Origin of the sequence: Microvirga brassicacearum (genome assembly GCF_008757455.1) — a bacterium.
GTDB classification, from domain to species: Bacteria; Pseudomonadota; Alphaproteobacteria; order Rhizobiales; family Beijerinckiaceae; genus Microvirga; species Microvirga brassicacearum.
The window spans coordinates 1-18,450 of sequence record NZ_VCMV01000026.1; the positions used below are offsets into that span (position 1 = coordinate 1).

Sequence of the window (18,450 nt, forward strand, 5' to 3'; positions counted from 1 at the left end):
AGGCTCGGGTGGGGTCGTTGTTGAAGTTCGTCGACAGCGCCCGGCAGGCCGCAAAGCCCGCAATCGACAGCCGGTTGATGGGCGACTCGGTGCCGCCCGCGACCATCACTTCCGCGTCGCCAAGGGCAATCAGCCGGGCCGCATCGCCGATGGCGTGCGAGCCGGTCGAGCAGGCGGTCACGACGGAGTTGTTGGGGCCCTTCAGACCGTGTTCGATGGAGACGTAGCCGCCCGCAAGGTTGATCAGGCGACCGGGGATGAAAAAGGGTGAGATGCGGCGCGGGCCGCGCTCGATCAGCGTGACCGATGCCTCATAGATGCCGCCGATGCCGCCGATGCCGGAGCCGATCAGCACCCCGGAGGCGCATTGATCCTCGTAGGATGTGGGCTTCCAGCCGGCATCCTCGAGCGCCTGGGTCGCCGCCGCCATCGCATAGACGATGAACGGATCGACCTTGCGCTGCTCCTTGGGCTCCATCCACTGATCGGCGTTGAACGTGCCGTCGGTGCCGTCGCCCATGGGGATCTGGCAGGCGATCTGACAGGCGAGGTCGTCGATCTGGAAGCCTTCGATGCGGTTTGCGCCGCTCTGGCCCTCGAGAACACGCGACCATGTCGGCTCGACCCCGCAACCGAGCGGAGTGACCATGCCAAGACCCGTGACGACTACCCGCCTCATGCTGTTTCCTGCCTTCTGAAGCATGCCGGCGAAAAGTTGACGGACCCTTCGTTGGACGACATGCCCTGGCTTATGATTGAGAACGAGTCCTCCGCCGCATGACCCACGCGACCGGGAAACGCTCCAGACGAAAATCGGGCGCCGAACGCGAAGGTCCGGCGCCCGAAGGCGTGATTACGCCGCGTTCTTCTCGAGAAACTTGATCGCGTCGCCCACCGTCACGATGGTCTCGGCGGCATCGTCGGGAATCTCGACATTGAATTCTTCTTCGAACGCCATGACGAGCTCGACGGTATCAAGGCTGTCCGCGCCCAGGTCATCGATGAAGTTCGCATTGTCGACCACCTTGTCGGCTTCGACACCCAGGTGTTCGACAACGATCTTCTTCACGCGATCAGCGACGTCACTCATCGTTTTTTCCTCAGTGGCTGCCGCCTCAGGATATGGGCGGTCTAAAAATGGAAACTCAGATCAGCTGCTCAGCCGATAACGCTGGAACGACTGCCTTGTGTCGTGCAAAGCCGCATTTTTCAGCGCCGGTCAACCCCTCCGAGCGGAACCGGACCATGATTAACACAAGCTTGTCGGCTCTGGCGAGAGGCGGCAAACGGATCAGATCCGGATTGCGCCGCTCCCCCCAACCCGTTCTAGAACATCGCCATTCCGCCGTTTATGTGCAGCGTCTGCCCGGTGACGTAAGCGGCCTCCGACGAGCTCAGATAAACCACCGAGGCAGCAATTTCCTCGCCCTCGCCCAGTCGCGCCATGGGAATCGTCCCCAGGATCCCCTCGCGCTGCTTTTCATTCAACGCGTCCGTCATCGGCGAGGCGATGAAGCCCGGCGCCACGCAATTGACCGTGATGTTGCGGCTCGCGACCTCGGCCCCGAGCGCCTTGGTCATTCCCACCAGGCCCGCCTTGGAGGCCGCATAGTTCGCCTGACCGGGATTGCCCGTGGCGCCGACCACCGAGCCGATATTGACGATGCGGCCGTAGCGGCGGCGCATCATGCCCTTGACGGCGGCGCGCGAGAGCCGAAAGGCGGCGGTAAGATTGACGGCCAGCACCGTATCCCATTCCTCGTCCTTCATGCGCATGAACAGGTTATCGCGCGTGACGCCCGCATTGTTGATCAGGATATCGAGGCCTTCCATCGCCGATTCAGCAGCCGGCACAAGCGCTTCGACTGAATCCTTGTCGGACAGGTTCGCCTCGACCACATGGACCCGTTCACCCAGCGCCGCGGCGAGTTCATCCAGCGCGCTGCGCCGGGTGCCGGAAAGAGTGACAATCGCCCCTTGTGCATGAAGCGCCCGGGCGATCGCGCCGCCAATGCCGCCCGTTGCCCCGGTGACGAGAGCCTTTCGGCCAGTGAGATCGAACATGGGTCTATCCTTATCCCTGGAGAGAGGCTGTGAAGGCCGCGATATCGTCCGGCGTGCCGATCGCCGCGCCGGTGGCAGAAGGCGCGATGCGTTTTGCTAATCCCGTCAGGACCTTGCCCGACCCGACCTCATAAAACGATTCAACGCCTTGGGAGGCCATCCAGGCGACGCTTTCGCGCCAGCGGACAGTGCCGGTGACCTGCCGCACGAGGCCGTCGCGGATCGCCGCCGCATCCGTCACCGGGCCGGCCGTCACATTCGACACCAGCGGCACGACGGGAGGCTTCACGGTCACCGCCGCCAGCGCCTCGCGCATGGCGTCGGCCGCCGGCTGCATGAGGGCGCAGTGGAAGGGGGCGGAGACGGTCAGCATGACGGCGCGCTTGGCGCCTTTTTCCTGCGCGATGACAATGGCGCGCTCCACCGCGGCCTTGTGACCGGAGACCACCACCTGCGCGCCGCCATTATCATTGGCTGCGTCGCAGACATCTCCTTCAGCGGCGGCGCGGGCGACCTCGAGGGCCGCGTCGAATTCGAGCCCGATCAACGCCGCCATGGCGCCCTGCCCCACCGGCACCGCGCCCTGCATGGCATTGCCGCGGATCCGCAGCAGCCGGGCCGTCTCGGCAATGGAGAGGCTGCCGGCAGCGGCGAGCGCCGAATATTCGCCGAGCGAATGGCCGGCGACAAAAGCTGCGTGCTGCTTGAGATCAAGCCCGGCTTCCGCCTCGAGCACCCGGAAGGCGGCAAGGCTGACGGCCATCAGGGCCGGCTGGGTGTTGGCGGTGAGCGTCAGGTCCGCGAGGGGGCCATCCCACATGATGGCCGACAGCTTCTGCGACAGGGCGTCATCGACCTCGTCGAACACCGCCCTGGCCTGCGGAAAGGCCTCGGCCAGAGCCTTGCCCATGCCGACGGCCTGGCTGCCCTGACCCGGAAATACGAATGCGCGCTTCATCGGCAGCCGCCCTCTTCTGTTGATCGAGGGCGGGACTCGCACCGGGAGCCGGAGGAGTCAAGATTACGACCCGGTGCTCCCGCACTTGCCGTGTTCATAGATACGAACACTGGCGTTGTTGCGGCGGGGATCTCCCTCGCGGAATTCCGTGAGACGGGTCACGACCCAGACGATGACCGCAATCAGGCCAATCACGAGGAGGAAAAACCAACCTGCCGTCATGTGCCTCTCCCTAGGTAAGGACGGCAGCCTAACAGCCGGATTCCAGGCCTCGGTGCCATAACGCACGCGTCGGAATGTCCTCTTCTCTTGTCATTCCGCCCCAATCGGTGTAATCACCCCCGCTTCCGATATTCCTTGAACCACGAAAAGGAGCCGCTTCATGGCTCGTGTGACCGTCGAAGATTGCATCGACAAGGTCGACAACCGGTTTGAGCTTGTGCTGCTCGCCAGCCACCGCGCCCGTCTGATTTCCTCGGGTTCGCCGCTCACGATCGATCGCGACCGGGACAAGAACCCCGTCGTCGCCCTGCGCGAGATCGCCGATGAGACGATTGCGCCGGACGATCTGAAAGAGCAGCTCATTCATTCGATGCAGAAATACGTCGAAGTGGACGAGCCGGAGGCCGAGACCGTTCCGCTTCTCGGCAACACGGCGGCTGCCGCCACCGCGCGCAACGACAGCGACACGGATGTCACCTTCGATCGCATGAGCGAGGAAGACCTCCTCCGCGGCCTCGAAGGCCTCGTTCCCCCGAGCAGCAGCGCGGATGACGACGAGCGCGAATAAGCGCTTTCCGATCTGAATTTCTTTAGAAAAAGCCCGGCTTGATGCCGGGCTTTTTTGCGCCTGCTCAACGGCGTGATATAAAGTTGCGTATGAGGAAAATTTTGTCCCGGCGCGCGGCCCGCGCAATCATCATTCCCGTAACAATCGTTTCGATGGCCGCCGCAATGTCCTGTGCGGCCGTTGCCGCGTGTCTTCCGAAACCGTCGAGCCGAACGGATGAGGCTCCCGCCCTCAAAAAAGCAAAGGGCCGGGCGCTGAGAGACAGATCGATCCTGCGAGTCATGACTGAGGCCGGTCCTGTCGATTTCAAGGACAAGGGCTGCGAAGAGGTTCCTGTTGTGGAATGCGAGCGATACTCGCTCGTCGCTGCGCTGCCCGACCATAATCTCTGGGTCGTTTATCTCGGTTATTACGAAGGCGGGAGTTACATCCTCGTCGACATCAAAACCGGGAAGGTGACCGACGTGGGCGGCTTCCCGTTATTTTCTCCGGACGGCCGGCGATTCATCACGGTTTCTAACGAGCCCTATGACCTCCCTATACTGGCAATCTGGAAGCTGCAGCAGAAAGAAATTGCCAAGGAATGGGGCTACGATTTCGCCACTGATCGGCCTGAGGGCGAATGGTCGTATTGCGTCGAGCGGTGGGCAGGCAACAATCGGGTTATCCTTGAAGGCCGGGGCAATCTGGTCATAGACAAGGGTCCGGGCGTGGTCGGTGCCGACAGGTTTCGCAGCATCTTTCTCACCGGTCGTACGTCGCTCCGGTTCGATGGCGCAACATGGCATTATCGGCAGCCACTCCGCCTGAAACGCGAAGCGGGCTGATCAACAGAATCCTTGCGGTTTTCTGCCGTTCCACAATATCCTTTTAACTTCAGCCCGTTAAAGAGACCAAAGGAGAACGCCGCCGGATGATGCGCCAGTACGAACTTGTCGAGCGGGTGAAGCGCTATAACCCCTCGACCGACGAGGCGCTTCTCAACCGCGCTTATGTGTATGCCATGATGGCCCATGGCAACCAGAAGCGGGCGTCCGGCGACCTGTTCTTCGGCCATCCCCTTGAAGTCGCTGCCATTCTCACCGACCTGAAGCTCGACGACGCCACCATCGCGGCGGCCGTCCTCCACGACACGGTCGAGGATACGCAGGCGACGCTCGAGGAGATCAACAAGTCCTTCGGGCCGCAGATCGGCGCCCTGGTCGACGGTCTCACCAAGATCAAGCGCCTCGACCTCGTGTCGAAACGGGCGGCCCAGGGAGAAAATTTTCGCAAGCTTCTGCTCGCCATCGCCGATGACGTCCGGGTGCTTCTCGTCAAGCTTGCCGACCGCCTCCACAACATGCGGACGCTGCAATTCATGCCGCCCGAGAAGCGGCAGCGGATCGCCGAGGAGACCCTCGACATCTACGCCCCGCTTGCCGGCCGCATGGGCATCCAGGAAATGCGCGAGGAATTGGAGGATCTGTCCTTCCACAACCTCGACCCTGAGGCCTATGAGGCGATCAGCCGGCACCTGCACGAAGTCACGACCAAGAGCGAGAAGCTGGTCGACGAGATCGAGCGGACCCTCACCGCCAAGCTGCATGCCCAGGGGATTGAGGCGACGGTGACCGGGCGGCAGAAGCGCCCCTATTCGATCTGGCGCAAGATGGAGCGCAAATCCGTCTCCTTCGAGCAGCTCTCCGACATCTTCGGCTTTCGGGTGATCGTCGGCACGGTGGACGAATGCTACCGGGCGCTCGGCGTCGTCCATACGAGCTGGCCGATGATTCCCGGCCGCTACAAGGATTACATCTCGACCCCCAAGGGCAACGATTACCGCTCGCTCCACACCACCGTAATCGGTCCGAGCCGCCAACGCGTCGAGTTGCAGATCCGCACTGTCGCGATGGATGAAGTGGCGGAATATGGCGTCGCCGCGCATGCCCTCTACAAGGAAGGCGTCAACGACAATTCGCGCCTCGCCGTCGAGAGCCGCGCCTATCAATGGCTGCGGCGGACCATCGACCTTCTGGCCGAAGGCGACAACCCGGAGGAATTCCTCGAGCACACCAAGCTCGAACTCTTCCACGATCAGGTTTTCTGTTTCACCCCGAAGGCGCGCCTCATCGCCCTGCCCCGCGGCGCGACGCCGATCGATTTCGCCTATGCGGTGCACACCGATGTCGGCAACACGGCGGTGGGCTGCAAGATCAACGGACGCATGTCCCCGCTTCTGACCGAGCTTCAGAACGGCGACGAGGTCGAGATCATCCGCGCGGAGGGCCAGACGCCGCCCGCCGCATGGGAATCGCTGGTCGTCACGGGCAAGGCCCGAGCCTCGATCCGGCGCGCGACGCGGGCTGCCGTGAGGCAGCAATATACCGGGCTCGGAACGCAGATTCTCGAGCGAGCTTTCGAGCGCGCCAAACGCGCCTACTCGCACGAGAAGCTCAAGGGCGCCCTGCCCCGGCTGGCGCGCCTCTCCATCGAGGATGTGCTGGCCGCGGTCGGCCGCGGCGAGATGTTTTCCGGCGACGTGGTGCGGGCCGTCTATCCCGACTACAAGGAGGAGCGCCGCGCCGGATTGCTGGACGGCTCGATGGCGAGCCAACCGGCGGCGCGCCCCGACGGAGCGGGGGAGACCGTCACCGAGGGCATACCGATCCGCGGCCTCAGCGACAATCTCACGGTGCGTTTCGCGCCGGAAGGCGGCGCAGTGCCGGGGGACCGCATCGTCGGCATCCTGACGCCGGGCGAAGGCGTCACCATCTACCCGATCCAGTCCGCCTCGCTCGCCGATTTCGACAACGAACCGGATCGCTGGATCGACGTGCGCTGGGATTTCGAGGCCGAGCCGCAGCGCTATCCCGCGCGCATCAAACTGCAATCCATCAACGAACCCGGATCGCTGGCCCAGATCACGCAGGTGATCGCCGACCACGAGGGCAATATCGACAACATCACCATGAAGCGCCGCACCCAGGATTTCACCGACGTCACTATCGACCTCGGCGTCTGGGATCTCAAACACCTCAACGCCATCATCGCGGAACTGCGTGCCAAGCGCACGATCAGCCGCGTCGACCGCGTCACCGGATGAAAACGCATGAGCCATAAACCCCGCATCGCCATCATCATGGACGAGAACACCAGCGACGACGGCACCCGCTACGAGGTCAAGAAAACCTATTTCGTCGCCATCCACCGCGCCGGCGGCCTGCCCTTCGGCATCCCGTATTTTTCCGACCTCGTTGAAACCGTCATCGACGAGTTCGACGGCTTCGTCAGCGTCGGCGGCCGCATCAACTTTCCGACCGAATGGTACGTGGACGGCGACCGCTCCCGATTCCCGCTCTCCGACAGGCTCGATGTCGATCGGGCGTTGATGAGCGGCTTTCTCGCCCGCGACAAGCCGGTGCTTGGGATCTGCAACGGCATGCAGATGCTCGCCTGCCTCAACGGCTGCCGCATGGTGTCCGACGTGCGCTCCCTTCGACCCGACATTCTGCAGCACGACGAGCGCGAGGTGCTGCACCCTGCAACGATCAAAGCCGGCACCGCTTTGTCGCGCATCGTCGGCGTGTCGGAAATCAACGTGAACACGCACCATCGCGAAGCCGTCGTCGATCTCTCGAAACATGTCGTTGCGAGCGCCTTCGCGCCGGATGGAACGATCGAGGCCATCGAAGTTCCCGCCCACCGCTTCGCCATCGGCCTGCAATGGCACCCGGAGGCCTTCGCCACCACCGACAATCCAGGAAATCGGATTTTCAGCGCATTCGTGCAGGAAGCCGGACGCGGCGCTGCCTGATTCCGAGAAGCAGCCGGAGGCTGCGTCTCGAGGCCGTCAGGAGGATTGCGGCTTGCGCAATGGAAGGTCGCCTGCCAAACAGCGGCCGTGCAGGAGAAACGCCCATGACCCCCAACGACCTTCTCGACGAATTCCGTTCCGCCGGCGCCTTGCTGGAAGGGCATTTCGTGTTGTCGTCGGGGCTGCATTCGCCGGTGTTCCTCCAGAAGATGTTCATCTTCCAGGATCCGGTGCGGACCGAGCGCGTCTGCCGCGCGCTCGCGCACAAAATCCGCGAGGCTTATGGGCCGGTGGATTACGTCGTGTCGCCCGCCATCGGCGGGATCGTGCCGGGATACGAGACCGCACGGCATCTCGGCTGCAAGGCAATCTTCGTGGAGCGCGAAAACGGCGTATTCGTGCTGCGTCGCGGTTTCACGATTCCCGAGGGCGCGCGCGTCGTCATGGTGGAGGATATCGTCACCACGGGCCTGTCGTCGCGGGAATGCCTCGCTGCATTGCGCGAGCATCCGGGTGAGCTCCTGGGCGCCGCCTGCCTGATCGATCGCTCGGGCGGAAAGGCGGATCTCGGGGCGCCGCTGGTGTCCCTGCTGCAGCTCGATATTCCGGCCTACCCGGCAGATCAGTTGCCACCCGAACTCGCGGCGATTCCCGCAACAAAGCCGGGCAGCCGGAACGTTACAGCATAGAACTCAAAAATCACGATTGCGTTTAAACTCGGTTATAGGCCTGCCACATTCTTGACACGTTACGAGGTCGCGGCTCTACTCGTGATGTTATCGCTTTTACTCGTCTTTTGGGAAATAGAGCAGCCTGTTTTCAGGCACGTCGCAAACTGATCTCGCCATAGTATTTCAAGCGTAGATAATTTTGAAGCCGATGTGCAGTTGGGGCTGTTTTCATAACCCGACAGATTAAAACCAGAGAATGTTTATGGCCAGCCAGCAACGGATTGCCCTTTTTATCGACGGTGCAAATCTTTACGCTACGACAAAGACGCTCGGCTTCGACATCGATTACAAGCGCTTGCTCAAGGAATTTCAAAGTCGCGGTACGCTGGTCCGGGCGTTTTATTATACAGCGCTCGTCGAAGATCAGGAATACTCCTCGATTCGTCCCCTGATCGACTGGCTTGACTATAACGGTTACCGTGTCGTTACGAAGCCCACCAAGGAATTCGTCGATTCCGCCGGCCGCCGCAAGGTCAAGGGCAACATGGATATCGAGCTCGCCATCGATGCGCTCGAACTCGCGCCTTACGTCGACCAGATGGTGATCTTCTCGGGCGACGGGGATTTCAGGTCTCTGGTCGAAGCCCTCCAGCGCCGCGGCGTGCACGTGTCGGTAGCCTCGACGGTCACGACTCAGCCGCCCATGGTGGCGGACGAACTGCGTCGCCAGGCCGACGAGTTTCTCGAACTGGCGCATATGGCGTCGAAAATCGGACGCGATCCGTCGGACCGGCTTCAACGCGCTGCCGCAGACGGTACTGACCGGACCGATCGCTCAGGGCCACGCCCGCCCGCTCCGGCCCCAGGCCTCGAACGCCGCTACGGCATCCGGCAAACGCAGGATGACGACATCGACGTGTGAGATGTCTGATCGGCCCCGAGCCTCATGCTGAGGAAGGCCGAGAGGCCTGTCTCGAAGCACGAGGCGTCTCCAGTGATCTCCGGACGATCCTTCGAGACGCCGCTGCGCGGCTCCTCGGGATGAGGTGGCGATAGGAAACTCCGGCTTTCCGGACTTTATTCCGGCTTAGCCCTTGTCGCGGAGCAGCCGGGACTTTTCCCGGTTCCATGTGCGTTCCTTGTCGGCCTCGCGCTTGTCGTGAAGCTTCTTGCCGCGCCCCAGTCCCAGCTCGATCTTCGCCCGTCCGCGCTCGTTGAAATAGATCTTCAGCGGCACCACCGTCATGCCGTCGCGTTGAGTCGCACCGATGAGCCGGTTGATCTGCCGCTTGTGCAACAGCAGCCGCCGCGGGCGCTTGGTTTCGTGATTGAACCGGTTCGCCTGCAGGTATTCGGGAATATACGCGTTGAAGAGCACGAACTCGGAGCCCGACGGACCCGCATGGGCCTCGCCGATGGTGGCCTTGCCCTGCCGCAGGGATTTCACCTCCGTGCCGGTCAATGCGATTCCGGCCTCGAAGGTGTCGACGATTTCGTAATTGAACCGGGCCTTGCGGTTATCCGCCACGACCTTGTTGGGGCGATTGGGTCCGCTCGGCTTGTTGGGATCTTTTGCCATGGCGTTACGCGTCGACCAATCCGGCATGCGCCATTGCGGAGCGAACGATCGTCTTCGCCCCTTCCGAGACCGGCAGAAGCGGCAGCCGCACATCGGCCTGCATCAAGCCCAGAACCGAAGCGGCGTATTTCGCCGGCGACGGATTGGTCTCGATGAACAGCGAATCATGCAGCGGCATGAGACGGTCCTGTACTTTCAGCGCCGCCGCGTAATCACCCTTGAGGCAGGCATTCTGCATCTCGGCGCAAAGGCGCGGCGCGACGTTCGCCGTCACCGAAATGCACCCGTGCCCGCCATGGGCCATGAAGCCGAGAGCGGTCGCATCCTCGCCGGAAAGCTGCAGGAAATCGGGGCCCATGGCCCGGCGCTGCTGGCTGACCCGGGCAATATTGGCCGTCGCATCCTTCACGCCGACGATGTTCTTGAGTTCGTAGAGCCGCGCCATCGTATCGACCGACATGTCGATCACCGACCGGCCGGGGATGTTGTAGATAATGATCGGAATGCCGATCGCATCGTTGATGGCCTTGAAATGCGCGTACAGGCCGTCCTGGGTGGGCTTGTTGTAATAGGGCGTCACGACCAGAACCGCGTCCGCGCCAACCCGCTCCGCATGCTGCGAGAATGCAACCGCCTCGGCGGTGCTGTTCGATCCGGCGCCGGCGATCACCGGCACGCGGCCCTTGATCTCGTCGACCGTGACCTCGATGACGCGCTCGTGCTCCTTGTGGCTCAAGGTCGGGCTCTCACCCGTTGTGCCGACCGGCACGACGCCGTGGGTGCCGTTTTCGAGCTGCCAGTTGATGAATTTGCGAAAGCTCGCCTCGTCGACAGCTCCGTCTTTGAAAGGTGTTACGAGCGCCGTGATGGAGCCTGCGAATGGAGACATCGATATTCCTCCCAAATGGGATGCCGGGTCGGCTATCTGGGTTAGCGGTAAGACATAAGGGCTGCGGCGCATCGGCGCAAACCAGCCCGCCAGAGGTTGTCCTAACCCTCCAGTTAGTGTTTCTTCAAGGAAATCATCGTCACATGTTCGCAACCAGTGACGAATTGGGGGCCTGATGAACCTCAAGACACGCCTTGTGACGGGCCTCCTGGCTTCCGTAGCGCTCCTCCCCGCGTTGCTGATCCTGCCCGCCGCAGCCGCCCCCACCATCGCCCTCCCGCCGCCGCGCCCGGTTCTGGCAAGTGCGGAGTCTCCTGGCGAGACCGACAATTTAGAGGTGATCGTCCCCGTCGCGCCGGCCAGCAGCGACGTGGAGACCCTGCCGTTGATCTTCCGGGCCTACCGCAACGGCGACTGGACGGAGGCTCATATCCTCAAAAGCAAGCTGACCGCGCCCGCGGCCGTGGCCCTGTCGGAGTGGTTCGCCATCCGCGCCGCGATTCCCGTGGGCTGGGAACGCCTGGCGGCGTTCGCGCGCGGTTACCCGGATTGGCCCGCAACCGCGCTTCTGCGGCGGCGGATGGAAGAAGCGCTTCTCGTGGAACGCAGGCCCGCCGAGGAGGTCCGCGCGTTCTTCGCCGATCAGCCGCCGACAACCGGTTCGGGCCGGATCGCCCTCGCCTTCGCGCTGAAGGCGGAGGGTCTCGACGCGCAGGCGAACGAGCAGATCCGCAAGGTCTGGCGTGAGGATACCTTTGGCGACGGGTTGGAAAGCCGCATTCTCGATCGATTCCCGGGTGTGCTGAAGGAGGCCGATCACCGCTTTCGGATGGAGCGGTATCTTCTGAAGGAGAACTGGTCGGCCGCGACCCGGGCCGCGGGCTTCGCCGGCAAGGACTACACGACGCTCGTCAAGGCGCGGATGGGTCTCTATCGCGGCAAGAAGAATGCCGAGAAGGCCTTTGCGGCAGTGCCAGCCGCCTTGCGCAAGGATTCTTCCTATATCTTTTCGCGCGCGCTCTACCTGCGTCGCAGCAATCAGTTCCTGGAGGCCGCCGCGGTGATGGCCGAGGCGCCGCGTGATCCCGAGCTGTTGGTCGACGGGGATGAATGGTGGGCCGAGCGGCGACTGATCACCCGGGAGTTGCTGGACAGGAACGATCCCAAAACAGCCTATGCGGTGGCAAGCCATCACGGGGCCGAGTCGCCGGCGCAGCAAATCGAGGCCGAATTCCATTCCGGCTGGATCGCCCTTCGTTTCCTCAACGATCCGACAGCCGCAGCCCGCCATTTTGCCGCCATCGCCACGACCGGCTCGACACCCATTTCAACCGCGCGCGTCGCCTACTGGCAGGGCCGGGCGGCGGAGGCTGCGGGCCAGCGGGAGGAGGCCGACAAATTCTACGCTCTCGCAGCCGGGAAGCCGACCACCTATTACGGCCAATTGGCAACCTCGAAGCTCGCACAGCCGGTCGCCCTGAGGCAGGTCGAACCATTGCTCGCGGAAGACCGGGCCGTCTTCGAGGAACGCACGCCGATCCGGGCCCTGAAATTGCTCAGCCAGACCAGCGAGCCGGAACTGCTGCTCGGGCTCTACAACGACCTCGCCCAGACCCTGGACGATCCCCGTCAGCTCGACGCCCTGGCGTCGATTGCGGCGGCCCAGCAAAATCCGCGCGCCGTGCTTCTCGTCGGCAAGGTTGCGTCGCAGCGTGGATTTCCTCTCGATCTCCATGCCTATCCCCTCGCGGCGATCCCGGATTTCTCGCCGGTGGGCGACGAGGTCGAGCCCGCGATGATCTACGCCATCGCCCGTCAGGAAAGCGCGTTCAACCCGCGGGCGGTATCGAGCGCCGGCGCGCGCGGCCTGATGCAGCTGATGCCCGCCACCGCCAAAAGGACGGCGCAGCGCTTCGGCGTCGGGTTCGACCTCAACCGGCTGGTCGAGGATCCCGCCTACAACGCCAAACTCGGTTCCGCCCATCTCGGCGAGTTGATGGAAGACTGGAAGGGCTCCCACATTCTGGCCTTCGCCTCCTACAACGCAGGCGGCGGCAACGTGATTAAATGGGTCAGAGCCTACGGCGATCCGCGCCAGCCCGGGATCGACCTCGTCGATTGGATCGAGCGCATTCCGTTCTACGAGACGCGAAACTACGTCCAGCGCGTGATGGAAAATCTCACGGTTTATCGGGAGCGCCTGACCAACGCCGCGCCCGCCACCGCGGAGGCCGTGGCCGGATCGACGCTGGGCGCCACCGCCGATGCGGTGCCGGGCGAATAATCCTTGTCAGCGATGGGGCAGGAATCGGCAAGCGCAGGGAGCGGGATGAGCAGCGGCTTTCGGGACCTTTTCGTCTCCAGTGCCGATGGCTTGCGGCTCTATGTTCGCGATTATGGGCCGGGCTTCGCCCCGACGATTCCGGTCATCTGCCTGCCGGGCCTGACGCGGACGTCGGGGGATTTTCATGAACTCGCCACGGTGCTGAGTACCGAGGCAACCCACCCGCGTCGGGTCCTGTCCATCGATTATCGCGGGCGTGGGCGCTCCGACTGGGACAGGGACTGGAGCCATTACGACGTCCGCGTCGAGACGAACGATTTGCTGCAAGTGCTGATCGCGACGGGCATCACCGAGGCCATTTTCATCGGCACGTCCCGGGGCGGGCTGATCGGCATGGCGCTGGGCGCCATCAAGCCGAGCCTCATCAGGGGCGTCGTTCTCAACGATATCGGGCCGGTGATCGAGGGCAAGGGTGTTGCGCGGATCAAGGGCTATGTGGGCAAGCTGCCGCCGCCGCGGAACCTCGGTGAGGCGGGACAGATCCTGAAACAGATATCCGAGGCGCAGTTTCCGAAATACACCGATGCCCAATGGCGGCATCTTGCCGAGGGAACCTGGCGCGAGGAAAAGGGACGCCTCGTGCTGCGCTACGATCCGGCGCTGATGAAGATGCTGGATGCGATCGACCTCGGCATGCCGCTGCCCGACCTGTGGCCTCTCTTCGAGGGTCTGGGAAAATTTCCGGTTCTCGCGATCCGAGGGGCGAATTCCGACATGCTGTCGGCCCAAACCCTTCGCTTGATGGCGGAAGCTCATCCACGCCTCACCGCCCTCACCGCTCCTGATGAAGGCCATGCGCCGGCGATCGAAGGCAAAATCGCCGGGGCGATCATCGAATTCATCCGGGATGTGGAACGTCCACCGCGATCAAGAGCGGCGTAAGGCGCAGACGAGATCTCGTATCGGTCGCGTGGAACCCCAGTCTTGCAGAGACTGCCGGTTGATTTGAAAACCTGCCGCGACGCTCCCGATGTTTGCCTCGCCGGGCACCCGCCTTCAGAGCCGGCAACCTCTTCTCAGAACGGCGACCCGTCCCATGAAATGGCGTCTGCCCAAAAAAGAAAACCCCGGTGTTGCCACCGGGGTTTCCTTTAACCAATCGGGTTTAGCCGATTAGAAGTCGCGCTGTACGCGCAGGCGACCTTCCCACGAGTCAGACGAGCTGATCGTGTTCACGAAGCCCGGGACTGCGAGACGTCCGCGCGGATCGACGTTGGCGTAGATGACTTCCACACCGAGGTCGAGGCCGCTGACCGGCTGCCAGAAGATGTTGGCGCCGACGCGGTATTCGCTGAAGTCAGGCAAGCCGACCGTCGTGCCGAAAGCATCGACGAACGCCGCACCGCCCGAGTAGTTAACCCGCAGGTACGAACCGAAGAAGTTCGAACGGATCTGCGGGGTCCAGTAGTGGCGCAGGCCACCGGCGAGTGACCAGCCGCGACCCTTCTTGAGATCGCCCGACAGCGTGTTCACGTAGGCATCAACAAGGCCGATGTTGTTGCCAAGGAGGTCCGTGCGGGGGCTGATGATCGAGCCCGAGTTACCACCGTCGAGGTAGGTCAGAGCGCCGTCAGCGTAGGTTGCGGCGAACCACAGAGCATCGCCGGGAGCAAGCGCCGGCAGGTTGACGCCCACGGTAGCCGCAACGGCAAAGCCGTACTCGGTATCGGGGAAGTCAGAGAAGCCAGCTGCGTTCGTGAACAGGTTGTTCGAGCGGATCTGGTGAACCGCACCCGACAACTGTGCCGTGCCCCAGGTGCCAGCGTATTTCAGGTTGGCAACCACGTCAGGAGCGCGCTGTCCAGCATAGTCGAGGCCGGTAGCGAAAGGACCGCCAGCGATGAAGTTATTGCTGCGACGCTCGAGGCCGTCTTCCACCGAGAGGGTGGCCGAGAAGCCGTTGCCGAACGAGAAGGTGTAGGCCAACAGATCGACGTCAGGCGCGTCGTCGAAACGCAGCGTGCCCATGTGACCGGTCGGGAGATCGCCGTTCGAGAAGAACGAGGTCACGCGACCAGCGGTGAGGCCGCCGAACTGAATGAACGCCTGAGCGACGTTCGGGCTGGTGGCGATGTTGCCAGTAGCACCGAACGGCGAAGCCGACGAGCGGGTGATCTCGAAGCGGACGACCGAGCGGAGCAGGCCGTAAGCCGTTGCCGTACGGGCATCGAGCTGGATACGACCACGAGCGCGGAAGCCGACGCTGTCGATGTCACGACCGCGGATGAGGCCCTGACGGTTCGGGGTGTTCCACAGGTAGTCGGCGCGAACACGGCCGCCAACGCGGAGGCAGGTTTCGGTGCCGGGGATGTAGAAGAAGCCTGCGCCGTAGGTGGAGCAAACGCGAACGTACTCAACAGGTGCAGCCTTCTTCGAGGGAAGATCGGCAGCTTGAGCGCCGGCAACGGCGGCGAGACCCGCGACCGTTCCGAGAAGAAGGCTCTTAACGAGCTTCATAGTTGACCTCCAAAGTTTCGAGACCCTGGGGGGCCCGGGTTAGCGCTCCAGTGAAGCGCGTCCCATTTCCCCTAGAAATTCGCGGAGCCACCCCCCATTGGGTGGAACCGAATACGACTGGGGTGCCCCCGCCGCTGAAGTCACATTACTGCGAGCGGCCCGGTGCGCAATCGAATGAAGGCGCAAAAGGGGCCGCAGAGGGGGCTTTTCAGAGGCGTGTTGCACAATGGCCACGTTCGACCGACTGATCTTTACGACCCGTAAAGAAACGGCCGCAGTTTCTTAACAAACCCTTGCGGCAAAAGGGCTTGGCATCGTCGCTCGCCCGCCGTGGAGGCTCCGAAGCATCCCGAAAGCAGGGTCGGAGCCTGTGCGAACGAATGGGAGGGCGGCCAGTCTCGGAGGCGTCCATCTGGCGGGGAAACTGGAAAAAATTGAGGCGGAAGGCCCCGATCGCACCGAATCGGCCGAGATTCGGGGCCTGCCGCAGGTCAGGCTACCTTGGGCTTGAGAACGCCACGCCGAATCTGGTCCTCCTCGATCGATTCGAAGAGCGCCTTGAAATTTCCTTCGCCGAAGCCGTCATCGCCCTTGCGCTGGATGAACTCGAAGAAGATCGGTCCGATCGCCGTCTTGCCGAAGCGCTGCAGCAGAACTTTCGTGAACCCGCCTTCGACCACGCCCTCCCCGTCGATCAGGATGCCGTCGGCCTTGAGGCGCTCGACGGGCTCCGCGTGACTCGGCAGGCGCTTGTCGATGCGCGAATAATAGATCTCGTTGGGCGCCGGCATGAAATCCACCCCGCGCGCCATGAGTTTTTCGATCGACTCGTAGAGATCGGTCGAGCCGAGCGCCACGTGCTGGATTCCCTCGCCCTTATATTCCTGCAGATATTCCTCGATCTGGCCGCTCTCCCCCGCATCCTCGTTGATGGGGATGCGGATCTTGCCGTCCGGGCTCGTCATGGCGCGGGAATGGAGGCCCGACATCTTGCCGGCGATGTCGAAATAGCGGATCTGGCGGAAATTGAAGAGCCGCTCGTAGAACCCGGCCCATTCCGCCAGCCGGCCGCGGACCACGTTGTGGGTCAGGTGGTCGAGATAATAGAGGCCGACGCCCTCAGGCTTTGGATCCGGCTCGCCGAGCCACTCGAAATCGACGTCGTAGATCGAGCCTTTTTCGCCGTAGCGGTCGACAAGGTAGATCTGCAGACCGCCGATGCCCTCGATGGCCGGGATCTCGAGCTCGTTCGGACCGGTCTGCGTCCGCACCGGCTTGGCACCGAGTGAAATTGCGCGGTCATAGGCGTGCTTCGCGTCGACCACGCGGAATGCCATCGCGGGTGCCGAAGGGCCGTGCTGGCGCGCAAACTGCTCGGCAAAGGATCCCGGCTGCGCGTTGACGATGAAGTTGATGTCGCCCTGCCGGTAAAGCATCACATTCTTGGATCGATGCCTGGCCACGAGCGAGAAGCCCATCATCTTGAACAGCCGGTCGAGCACCTGCGGATCGGGATGACAGAATTCCACGAATTCGAAGCCGTCCGTACCCATCGGGTTTTCGTCCGAAATGGCAGGGGGCGGTGCGTCGTGCGGGAACGGACCCATGGCTTTTCTCCTGTTGGCATGTCCGGCCGGCAGCCGAACGATGGTCTTGAAACGCGGCGGCACGGCGACGCGTTTCGTGATCGAACCCTGATCAGCTCTCGGCGGCGTCGGGCTGGCGCGCCGGCGCCGCCCTTTCAAACGCAGGCAGTTTGGAGCATGCGACATCGGCGCCCGCGATCTTCGGGTAATCGGCAAGCGAAATGTCGAAGCGCCGGGCGTTGAAAACCTGCGGAACCAGGTAGATGTCGGCCATTGTCGGGCGTGATCCAAAAGCAAACGGCCCCGGCTCGATCAGCGCCTCGATGGCGTCGAAACCAGCGCGGACCCAATGCGCATACCAGGCATCGGCTGTCACTTGGTCGTGCCCGAGACGGTTCTTGAGATAGGCAAGCGTGCCAGAATTGTTGAGCGGATGGATGTCGCAACCGATCATGCTCGCGACCGCGCGCACCTTCGCGCGATTGACCGCGCCGACGGGCAGCAACGGCGGGTCCGGATAGGCCTCGTCGAGATATTCGATGATCGCCGGCGACTGGGTGAGAATGGAGCCGCCGATATCGAGCGCGGGCAGGCGGTGCTGCGGATTGATCGCGCCATATTCGGCCAGACGCTGCTCGCCTTTCAGCAGGTTGATCGCGACGGATTCATAAGACACGCCCTTCAGGTTCAAGGCGATTCTGACCCGGTATGCGGCCGACGACCTGAAATAGGTGTAGAGCTTCACTGTCCCGCCTCCCCGTCCGGCGCCATCGCGCGTGCATGCCGCGTCAGCTTGTCCATGAGGGAGGACAGCGTCCTCTGTTCTTCGCGGCTCAGGACGGATACCAGCTGTTCTTCGAAAGCGAGCGCCTGGGGCGCGAGCGACGCATAGATCGCACGCCCTTGCGCGGTGAGTGCAAGAAGCTCCTCGCGGCGGTCCTGCTGGTTTGCCCGGCGCACCACCAGGCCCCGCTCCTCGAGCGCGGAGACCGCCCGCGAAACCGTCGATTTGTGCATGATGCCGTGGGCTGCGATGTCGCGCGCGGTCCGCACATCATATTGTCCGAGCGTGGCAATGACGCGCCAGCCCGGAATCGAAAGACCGAACCGTTCGGCATAAATTTGCGCCAGGGCGTTGGAACTCAAGGCAGCAAGGACGTTCAGCCGATAGGGCAGGAAGCGCTCCAGCACCACCAGTGCGTCGAATTCATCCTTGCGGGCCGTGGAACGTGTTGCCATCGCCGATTAACCGTTGCTCCTGCAACCAATAAGCGATATTCGTTGCACTGACAACTACTTTCGGCACGCGGATCGCA

At 62.9% G+C, this 18,450-nt stretch carries 19 protein-coding genes; 8 read left to right on the plus strand and 11 right to left on the minus strand.

The genetic code is table 11. The annotated features are described in order from the left end of the window. From FEZ63_RS16475 to FEZ63_RS24845, 5 genes are all read right to left on the minus strand, one after another. Window positions 1–679 (minus strand): beta-ketoacyl synthase N-terminal-like domain-containing protein (locus FEZ63_RS16475; RefSeq protein WP_275552355.1); only part of this gene is annotated, 679 nt, incomplete at its 3' end. Window positions 680–853: 174 nt separating this feature from the next. Then, complete coding sequence (locus FEZ63_RS16480) at window positions 854–1,090, minus strand: acyl carrier protein (protein WP_150946458.1); 237 nt, start codon at window positions 1,088–1,090, stop codon at window positions 854–856. A gap of 236 nt (window positions 1,091–1,326) precedes the next feature. Continuing rightward, the gene (gene fabG / locus FEZ63_RS16485) at window positions 1,327–2,064 is read right to left on the minus strand and encodes a 3-oxoacyl-[acyl-carrier-protein] reductase (protein ID WP_150946460.1); all 738 of its coding nucleotides are present in this window, start codon (window positions 2,062–2,064) and stop codon (window positions 1,327–1,329) included. Between the two features lie 10 nt (window positions 2,065–2,074). Then, window positions 2,075–3,022, minus strand: coding sequence for an ACP S-malonyltransferase (fabD, locus tag FEZ63_RS16490; protein ID WP_150946462.1), 948 nt, complete (start codon window positions 3,020–3,022; stop codon window positions 2,075–2,077). A 63-nt stretch (window positions 3,023–3,085) separates the two neighbouring features. After that, window positions 3,086–3,244 carry a hypothetical protein gene (locus FEZ63_RS24845; protein ID WP_153245862.1) on the minus strand — a complete coding sequence of 53 codons (159 nt, stop codon included), beginning with the start codon at window positions 3,242–3,244 and terminating at the stop codon, window positions 3,086–3,088. 160 nt (window positions 3,245–3,404) lie between these two features. Here FEZ63_RS24845 and rpoZ point away from each other — a divergent pair, with 160 nt between their 5' ends. From rpoZ to FEZ63_RS16520, 6 genes are all read left to right on the plus strand, one after another. Next, window positions 3,405–3,812 (plus strand): DNA-directed RNA polymerase subunit omega, encoded by a 408-nt coding sequence (rpoZ, locus tag FEZ63_RS16495; RefSeq protein ID WP_150946465.1) that lies wholly within the window; start codon window positions 3,405–3,407, stop codon window positions 3,810–3,812. Between the two features lie 281 nt (window positions 3,813–4,093). Further along, on the plus strand, window positions 4,094–4,639 hold the full coding sequence (locus tag FEZ63_RS16500) for a TolB-like translocation protein (protein WP_150946467.1): 546 nt from the start codon (window positions 4,094–4,096) through the stop codon (window positions 4,637–4,639). Between the two features lie 86 nt (window positions 4,640–4,725). Next, window positions 4,726–6,897 (plus strand): RelA/SpoT family protein, encoded by a 2,172-nt coding sequence (locus FEZ63_RS16505; protein ID WP_150946469.1) that lies wholly within the window; start codon window positions 4,726–4,728, stop codon window positions 6,895–6,897. Window positions 6,898–6,903: 6 nt separating this feature from the next. Continuing rightward, window positions 6,904–7,608, plus strand: a complete 705-nt coding sequence (locus FEZ63_RS16510; RefSeq protein ID WP_150946471.1) for a gamma-glutamyl-gamma-aminobutyrate hydrolase family protein — start codon at window positions 6,904–6,906, stop codon at window positions 7,606–7,608. A 104-nt stretch (window positions 7,609–7,712) separates the two neighbouring features. Further along, window positions 7,713–8,297: an orotate phosphoribosyltransferase gene (pyrE, locus tag FEZ63_RS16515; protein ID WP_150946473.1), complete on the plus strand. Its 585-nt coding sequence runs from the start codon at window positions 7,713–7,715 to the stop codon at window positions 8,295–8,297. Window positions 8,298–8,541: 244 nt separating this feature from the next. Beyond that, the gene (locus FEZ63_RS16520; protein WP_150946475.1) at window positions 8,542–9,201 is read left to right on the plus strand and encodes a LabA-like NYN domain-containing protein; all 660 of its coding nucleotides are present in this window, start codon (window positions 8,542–8,544) and stop codon (window positions 9,199–9,201) included. A 165-nt stretch (window positions 9,202–9,366) separates the two neighbouring features. On the opposite strand, the gene smpB is transcribed toward FEZ63_RS16520, so the two are convergent. Together smpB and dapA are read right to left on the minus strand one after the other, a co-directional pair. After that, window positions 9,367–9,858: an SsrA-binding protein SmpB gene (gene smpB, locus FEZ63_RS16525; protein ID WP_150946477.1), complete on the minus strand. Its 492-nt coding sequence runs from the start codon at window positions 9,856–9,858 to the stop codon at window positions 9,367–9,369. Window positions 9,859–9,862: 4 nt separating this feature from the next. After that, entirely contained in the window at window positions 9,863–10,747 is an 885-nt protein-coding gene (dapA, locus tag FEZ63_RS16530; protein ID WP_150946479.1) for a 4-hydroxy-tetrahydrodipicolinate synthase, read from the minus strand. A gap of 175 nt (window positions 10,748–10,922) precedes the next feature. Here dapA and FEZ63_RS16535 point away from each other — a divergent pair, with 175 nt between their 5' ends. Beyond that, the gene (locus FEZ63_RS16535; protein ID WP_150946481.1) at window positions 10,923–13,031 is read left to right on the plus strand and encodes a lytic transglycosylase domain-containing protein; all 2,109 of its coding nucleotides are present in this window, start codon (window positions 10,923–10,925) and stop codon (window positions 13,029–13,031) included. Window positions 13,032–13,076: 45 nt separating this feature from the next. Next, the gene (locus FEZ63_RS16540; protein ID WP_150946484.1) at window positions 13,077–13,973 is read left to right on the plus strand and encodes an alpha/beta fold hydrolase; all 897 of its coding nucleotides are present in this window, start codon (window positions 13,077–13,079) and stop codon (window positions 13,971–13,973) included. A gap of 231 nt (window positions 13,974–14,204) precedes the next feature. Here the strand turns inward: FEZ63_RS16540 and FEZ63_RS16545 are convergent, their stop codons facing one another. The 4 genes from FEZ63_RS16545 to FEZ63_RS16560 form a co-directional block, all read right to left on the minus strand. Beyond that, window positions 14,205–15,548 carry a porin gene (locus tag FEZ63_RS16545; protein WP_150946486.1) on the minus strand — a complete coding sequence of 448 codons (1,344 nt, stop codon included), beginning with the start codon at window positions 15,546–15,548 and terminating at the stop codon, window positions 14,205–14,207. Window positions 15,549–16,039: 491 nt separating this feature from the next. Continuing rightward, a complete protein-coding gene (hppD, locus tag FEZ63_RS16550) occupies window positions 16,040–17,155 on the minus strand; it encodes a 4-hydroxyphenylpyruvate dioxygenase (protein ID WP_150946488.1) in 1,116 nt (371 codons plus the stop codon). Between the two features lie 91 nt (window positions 17,156–17,246). Next, window positions 17,247–17,879, minus strand: coding sequence for a maleylacetoacetate isomerase (gene maiA, locus FEZ63_RS16555; protein WP_150946490.1), 633 nt, complete (start codon window positions 17,877–17,879; stop codon window positions 17,247–17,249). After that, entirely contained in the window at window positions 17,876–18,373 is a 498-nt protein-coding gene (locus tag FEZ63_RS16560) for a MarR family winged helix-turn-helix transcriptional regulator (protein ID WP_201274185.1), read from the minus strand. The genes maiA and FEZ63_RS16560 overlap by 4 nt, the downstream gene beginning before the upstream one ends. Between the last annotated feature and the right edge of the window lie 77 nt (window positions 18,374–18,450).